Here is a 6,962-nt window from a genome sequence, read left to right as displayed (position 1 = left end):
ATCAGGCAAAACGCCATCTTCGCAAGTTCAATGGCGTACCAAAAGAGCATTTTAATCTGTTCTTGAAAGAATGTGAGTGGAGGTTTAATATGGGCACACCAAGTGACTTACTGGCAGACATGAAAAAGTTGCTCAAAGAATATTATTAGGTGTCAGCCCCCAAAAATATTGATCAAGTGGCGGATGACAATTGCTTTGTGGGTGAATTCTCTCTATCACGCTGTGATGATGAACCTTATAGTTGAGGCTGGTGCTTGGGAAAGTGCGCTGCCGAATGTGCAAGAGCTGACTGAGGCGGCGTTGAGCTTTGCTGAAGGCGAGTTATCGCTGGTGCTGGCGGATGATGCGTTTATTCAGGATTTGAACCATCAGTTTCGGGGTAAAGAGGCACCAACCAATGTGCTGGCTTTTCCGAGTGACGATGAAGACGGGTATTTGGGCGATGTGATTATCGCGCTGGAGACGATTCAGCGGGAGGCGCAGGAGCAAGGTAAGAGCCTGAGTGACCATTTCAGCCACTTAGCCATCCATGGAGGCTTGCATTTGATGGGCTATGACCATGAGGATGATAAAGAGGCAGAAGAAATGGAAAGTAAGGAAATAGAGTTGCTTGCGAAGCTAAATATTGCCAACCCTTACGAAACAAAGTAATATTACTTATTGCGCTTAAGTGTCGCGCAGGCGCACCTCAGAAAACGGGTGGTCTTGCCTTGCTCGACTACCTTAAGTGAATATAGAAAATGGAGAGTAATACAGTGCCAGAAGACGGCTCGACGATTAAAGCGTCGCAACTTATGGGTGGTAACACCCAAGAACCTCACACACAAGATAGCGAAAAAGCGCAGGCAGGCCTATTGACTTGGCTATTGCGTAAATTGGGCCTCGCCAAGGAAGCCACGCTGAAAGATGCCTTGCAGGAAGTGCTGGATGATCATGCGGAAGAGATCACCGCCATGGCAGAAGAAGAGCGCCAGATTCTATCCAATGTGATGGAAATGGGTGATACGGACATTGACGATATTATGATTCCGCAATCGGATATGGTAGCGGTTGAGCTCTCTACAAACCTGAATGATTTGCGTGATTTAGTGGTTGAATCGGGCCATACGCGATTGCCGGTATACGAAGATTCGCTCGATAGTATTAAAGGCTTTTTGCATGTGAAAGACTTGCTGCCGTTATTGGGTAATGGCACAGAAGGCTTTCACCTGAATCAAATTCTACGCGATGTGGTGTTTGTGCCAGAAGCGATGAAAGTGTCTGATTTGCTGCTGAAAATGCGAGTTTCAGGGGTGCATTTAGCCATCGTGGTTGATGAATATGGCGGCACAACAGGGCTGGCGACATTGGAAGATTTGTTTGAAGAGATTGTCGGCGACATTCAAGATGAACATGACGAACCAGAAGTCCATGCAGAACTCACATGGAATGCAGAATCAACCGTGATTGTCGATGCGAAAGCTCGTATTGATGAGCTAGAGGGGGCTCTCAAGTTAGACCTTCAGCCCGATGACGAAGAGGATGATTACGATACACTGGGCGGGTTAATCTTCGCACAGTTAGGCCGCGTGCCAACCAAGGGTGAGAAAACTAGCCATGCGAGCGGTATCGAAATGGAAGTGATTGACGCGGATGAGCGTCGTATCAAGGTGGTGCGTCTTACGCGTCCCCCAATTGCAGCTTAATGAAAGCTTTAAAACGTTATAGCCTCGCGACTTTATGCGGAGTGCTCGCGACAGCGGCTTTGCCGCCGGTTCATCTATTCTTTCTGTTAATACCAGCTTTCAGCGGTTTTTTTTACTTGTTATGGTATGCGCAAACGAAGCGTCAGGCTTTCTTTACCGGCTGGTGGTTCGGGCTGGGCTATTTCACCAGCGGACTGTACTGGTTCGCGCATGCACTGCTGGTTGAGCCGGATAAATTCGCTTGGATGATCCCGTTCGCAGTGCTCGGTCTGCCGTCTATTTTGGCGATCTATTATGGACTTGCTACCTTGCTAACACACTGGTTGCGAAAGCGATTTTCTTTGCGTGGTATACTCACAATTTTTTTATTCGCTTTAGTGTGGCTAGGAGCGGAATGGCTGCGCGGGCATTTATTTAGCGGGTTTCCTTGGAGTCTGGTTTCCTATGCGTGGGCGGTCTCTGAGCCGATGATGCAATGGGCCTATCTCATTGGAAGTTATCATTACGCCGCGTGGACCGTGCTGTTATCGACCTTGCCGGTGGTGTGGTTCTTAACCGATAATTCGCGCCAACGCACGGTGGCACTGAGTGTCTCGCTATTGATGGTATCGATACCCTTTAGTTACGGCACATGGCGCTTAAATAGCCATCCGACTGAATATACTGATCATCAGCTACATATTGTTCAAGGTAATATCGCGCAGCAGCATAAGTGGAATCCTGATAAACAATATGCTGCGGTGCAGACTTATGTTGAGCTAACAAAGAAGGATGAAGTGGCAGATAATGCGATCGTCATCTGGCCGGAAACTGCTTTTCCCTATTTTCTAGAAGCGGCAACGCCGCCGGTGAAATTTATCGCTGATAGTTTGCCAAAGCACGGAGTGCTGCTAACCGGAGCCATGCGCGCTGAATGGAATAAAGGACGCCAAGGCATTAAGAGCTTCTTCAATTCTGTGCATGCGGTGCGTCCGGATGGAAGTGTTGAAACGACCTATGATAAAGTTCGCTTAGTGCCGTTTGGTGAGTTCGTGCCGTTGCGCGGTATTCTTCCGGTAGAGAAAATCACGCATGGGATTCAGGATTTTGTACACGGCGAGGGAGCTAAGAGTTTACATGTCAAAGGCGTTCCTGCCTTCCAGCCGCTGATCTGCTATGAAACGATTTTTCCAGAGTTTAAATCTGAGGGCGCGCGATGGCTTCTCAATGTGACGAATGACGCATGGTTTGGCCAGAGCGCTGGCCCGTATCAACATTTGCAAATGGCTCGCTTTCGCGCAGTAGAGCAAGGTATCCCGATGGTACGTGCGGCGAATACCGGTATTAGTGCAGTGTTCGATGCTTACGGACGTGAGTTAGCCAGCTTGCCTCTGGGCGAGCGCGGTACGATTACGATGATGCTGCCGAAACCAGCTTTGTGAGGGGTGTCATCCTGAGGAGCGTAGAGACGAAGGATCTTAGATTCTCCGCTGCGCTCAGATGATAAAAGGTAAAACAGCCCTCTGGTCAATCTACAGGGTGACGGTATTAGGTGAGAGCGAATTCCAAGAAAATAGGTAAGCGACCTTGCTGGGTGGTTTTTTGCTGATAGCGGGTCTGTTTCCAATCGCTGAAGGGCTCGTGCCAATCCTTGTGGCTTTCCACTTTCCACTTGAAGGATGGGTGAGGCAGTAAATGCTCCATCATCCAAGCCGAGTAATCGACATGGTCGGTCGCGATGCGTAGTACGCCGTGAGGTTTGAGCACTTTAGCTATCAGGTCGAGTAGGGCGGTGTTGAGGATACGGCGTTTATGGTGGCTCGTTTTGGGCCATGGATCAGGGAAAAGTAGATACACGCCATCTAAACTGGCCTCGGGCAGGGTTTTCAGCCAAGGGCGCACATCATCAGGGATGACGCTAAGGTTGGTAATGGAGGTTTCAGCCAGCTCAGTCAGTAGCTTTGCAATGCCATTGAGGTAAGGTTCTGCACCGATAATATGGCGTTCAGGGTAGTTCTTGGCGAGTTCTAATAGATGCTCGCCGCCGCCAAAACCAATCTCCAGCCACGTCTCTCTATCTTCATCCAACACAGGAAAAAGTTTAGGCATTAACTCATCGAGCAATTCTTGCTTATATTCAGGTAGGGCACGGCCTTTGCGGCGCCCGAATGAACGTAAGAAGTCTCTATCGAGTGTCGGATTATGCGGTTTGTTTGCTGACATTCCCGAAATGTTGCTGGATTTGATCGACCAAGTCCAGCTTCTCCCAGCTAAATTCACCTGTATCTTTTGCCTGGCGACCAAAGTGACCATAAGCCGCAGTCGGCGTATAGATCGGGCGGTTCAGGTTAAGGTGCTCACGAATACCACGTGGAGTGAGGTCCATAAGCTGCGGTAGGAATTTCTCCAACTCACGATCATCAACTTCGCCTGTGCCTTCAGTACTGACATAAAGCGAGATCGGGTGCGAGACACCAATCGCGTAAGAGAGTTGAATCGTGCAACGTTCGGCAATGCCAGCAGCGACAACGTTCTTTGCAAGGTAGCGCGCAGCATAAGCCGCAGAACGATCCACCTTTGTCGGATCTTTGCCTGAGAATGCACCGCCACCGTGAGGTGCTGCGCCGCCATAAGTATCGACGATAATCTTACGGCCGGTAAGACCGGCATCACCATCAGGCCCGCCAATGATGAATTGGCCTGTTGGGTTTGTATAGAATTCATCTTCCGGGCACATCCAGTTTTTCGGGAGGACTTCGAGCACGTGCTTGCGAATGGTCTCGCGTACTTCCTCTTGGCTCACGCCGGGATTATGTTGGGTGGAGACGACAATTGAACTCGCGCCAACGGGTTTGCCATTTTCATAGCGCATGCTGATTTGTGATTTAGAATCCGGGCGCAGGATGGAGTTGCTATCGGCCTTGCGTGCATCGGCCATCGCTTTGAGAACGCGGTGTGAGTAATGGATTGGTGCAGGCATGTAGGTATCAGTTTCGTTACAAGCAAAACCGAACATAATGCCTTGGTCACCCGCGCCTTCATCTTTATCCGCCGCAGAGTCGACGCCTTGGGCGATGTCGCTAGATTGCTCGTGCAGGAGAATTTCAATATTGATTTTACGCCAGTCGAAGCCTTCTTGCTCGTAACCGATGTTGCGTATCAGGTTGCGGATGCGTTCTTCCATTTCAGCATAGGCGAGGTCGCCATCGCGGATTTCACCGGCGATCACAATGCGGTTTGTGGTAGCGAGTGTTTCAGCAGCGACGCGCGCTTCTGGGTTTTGGGCGAGGAAATAATCAAGGATGGTATCCGAGATTTGGTCGCACACTTTATCAGGGTGGCCTTCAGATACAGATTCGCTGGTGAAGGTGTAGTGCTTGCGTTGCAATTGATGCGGAGACATGATGTGCGCCTTTGGTTGTTTGTTTACGTAACAAACTTTTCAAAAAGGAGCTTCTTTGGTATTGCGCTTAGAACCTAGGTTTTAGGTGGTGTCAAGCTGCTCAAATCGCCACGTGATGAAAAGTGAGGTCAGCCTAACTGACTCGCCCATCAAAGCAAGAAAACTTTAAGAAATTGCTAAGAAACCTCTAGAAATATCAAAGTAAGTGGTGGTTTTGTAGCTTATGCATGGGGAGGGCTAGTAAGTAATAACACCAGAATTGCGTACGCCGTCTGAAACGGCGCTGTCTTTGATGCGTCTCACATGAGATGTGTCGCCATAATCAGCATTTTCTGGTGGATGACTGTTCTGTATGGACTCCGCGGCGCCTTCAGGATTCGCACGAGCTTTGTCGTATAGGCGCGAAACAAAAGAAGCTCTTTCGCCGTGGTCATTTGCATCCGCAATGGGAAGCGCCTTGAATTGATCTGTTGGTGTCTCTTGCATTGCCGTCGCGGCTTGAATTTTCGCGCGATATTCCAGATGCTCTGGTTCAGTCTCTACAAGTAAGTATTCTTTGCGTATTGGTTCGTTAAAGTGCCGTAACATAATGTGGTTGGTTATATACATCGCATAAGGTTCTGTTACTTTATCTAAGGTGGCTTGATAGGCCTTTCTATGATTGCTAGCGATTTGGTATAGCTCGTTACGCATGTCTTGAGCTGGTTTATCTTTGTTGAGAATCAGCTTTATTGCTTCATTGCGAAAAAGGCCTTCTTTTTTGTGTAGCCGTTCGCGCAGTGCAATAACATCATCGGTCATATGCACCATCTCATGAACGATCGTACGCTTTACGGAAAAAGGATAGTGATTGCCATCATGTGTTTTGTAGCTCTGTTTCCTCTTATCTCCCGCATCAATCAATATCTTGCCAGTTAGAGGGTCTGCACCTTCATGGACACTTTGTCCTATTTCAATCTTCCCACTAGTGCTTTTGACTTTCGCATGTGCAATTTTAACAAGTTCTTGGAATTCAGGTGCAGTGTTCCATAGCTCGTCTAGCTCTTTAATGGCACGGTCACGAGATTCCTGATTATAAAGATTGTTAGGCGCAAGATCGTCAACGAGCGAAATATATGCTCGCCAATCCAGTTTGTGTAAAAGTTTAGCTGCTACCATAAGTCATCATAGCAGTTTTATGTGAAAGCTTGATGACGGAGTGACGGGTTTAGGCAGACTCTATAAGATAGCGTCGCCAGATGCGATGCCTTTGACAAGAGTCTTTACTGACTTACGCATTTCAGGATCTTCGATCTTGCGGTACGCTTCAATGATTTCTTTTAAATCTGTATCGAGAGGTCTTTCCTCATGTTTGAAGCCTTCGCGAGGTTCAGCGAGTGCATATTCGTTATCGCCGATCATTCCATCGAAGAAAAAGCTCACGGGAACTCTGAGGACGCTAGCAAATTCGTAAATACGACTTACCGCAATACGATTGGTTGCGCGTTCGTACTTTTGAACTTGCTGAAAAGTAATGCCTGAGTTTTTCGCAAGTGCTTCCTGACTCATGCCGAGGCGGGTACGCCGATCGCGGAGTCTCTTGCCTACATATTCATCTACTGGGTGTGCCATTGTTAAAACCGTCCTCTTACAGTGTTTATATAGTCCAACTATTTTAGTTTACCACCCCATACGTCTGAAGAGCAGAATTGGGGTGACGCACCTAATAGTTGATATCGTTAATGATTATTAACGAAATATTAAGAACATGTCAAGGAAAGATTAACAATTAGTTAATATTTTGAATAAGAGTTAACAAATTAATTAATCTTTGTAAGAAGAATACACGGCTGGCGTGAATATTGTTTTTAAAAAAAAGTGAGAATATGGTGGACTCGATGCGATTCGAACGCATG

Annotated in this window: 8 protein-coding genes; 4 read left to right on the top strand and 4 right to left on the bottom strand. The window is 47.8% G+C overall.

Going from position 1 to position 6,962, the window contains the following annotated elements:
• The 4 genes from P8P30_01585 to lnt form a co-directional block, all read left to right on the top strand.
• The coding region (locus tag P8P30_01585) for an IS1595 family transposase (protein MDG1286238.1) at positions 1–149 on the top strand (149 nt) is incomplete at its 5' end.
• 76 nt (positions 150–225) lie between these two features.
• Positions 226–651, top strand: a complete 426-nt coding sequence (ybeY, locus tag P8P30_01580) for an rRNA maturation RNase YbeY (GenBank protein ID MDG1286237.1) — start codon at positions 226–228, stop codon at positions 649–651.
• A gap of 89 nt (positions 652–740) precedes the next feature.
• A complete protein-coding gene (locus P8P30_01575; protein MDG1286236.1) occupies positions 741–1,685 on the top strand; it encodes a hemolysin family protein in 945 nt (314 codons plus the stop codon).
• Entirely contained in the window at positions 1,685–3,106 is a 1,422-nt protein-coding gene (gene lnt, locus P8P30_01570) for an apolipoprotein N-acyltransferase (GenBank protein MDG1286235.1), read from the top strand. The genes P8P30_01575 and lnt overlap by 1 nt, the downstream gene beginning before the upstream one ends.
• A gap of 106 nt (positions 3,107–3,212) precedes the next feature.
• Here lnt and trmB read toward each other — a convergent pair whose 3' ends face one another.
• The 4 genes from trmB to P8P30_01550 form a co-directional block, all read right to left on the bottom strand.
• A complete protein-coding gene (gene trmB, locus P8P30_01565; GenBank protein MDG1286234.1) occupies positions 3,213–3,887 on the bottom strand; it encodes a tRNA (guanosine(46)-N7)-methyltransferase TrmB in 675 nt (224 codons plus the stop codon).
• Positions 3,865–5,067: a methionine adenosyltransferase gene (gene metK / locus P8P30_01560; protein MDG1286233.1), complete on the bottom strand. Its 1,203-nt coding sequence runs from the start codon at positions 5,065–5,067 to the stop codon at positions 3,865–3,867. The genes trmB and metK overlap by 23 nt, the downstream gene beginning before the upstream one ends.
• Positions 5,068–5,304: 237 nt before the next feature.
• Complete coding sequence (locus P8P30_01555; GenBank protein MDG1286232.1) at positions 5,305–6,225, bottom strand: hypothetical protein; 921 nt, start codon at positions 6,223–6,225, stop codon at positions 5,305–5,307.
• A gap of 60 nt (positions 6,226–6,285) precedes the next feature.
• The gene (locus tag P8P30_01550) at positions 6,286–6,678 is read right to left on the bottom strand and encodes a helix-turn-helix transcriptional regulator (GenBank protein MDG1286231.1); all 393 of its coding nucleotides are present in this window, start codon (positions 6,676–6,678) and stop codon (positions 6,286–6,288) included.
• Positions 6,679–6,962: the final 284 nt, after the last annotated feature.

Source organism: Rickettsiales bacterium (assembly GCA_029252805.1).
In the GTDB taxonomy this organism is placed as follows: Bacteria; Pseudomonadota; Alphaproteobacteria; order Rickettsiales; family JALZUV01; genus JALZUV01.
This window is presented reverse-complemented; position numbering and strand designations above follow the sequence as displayed.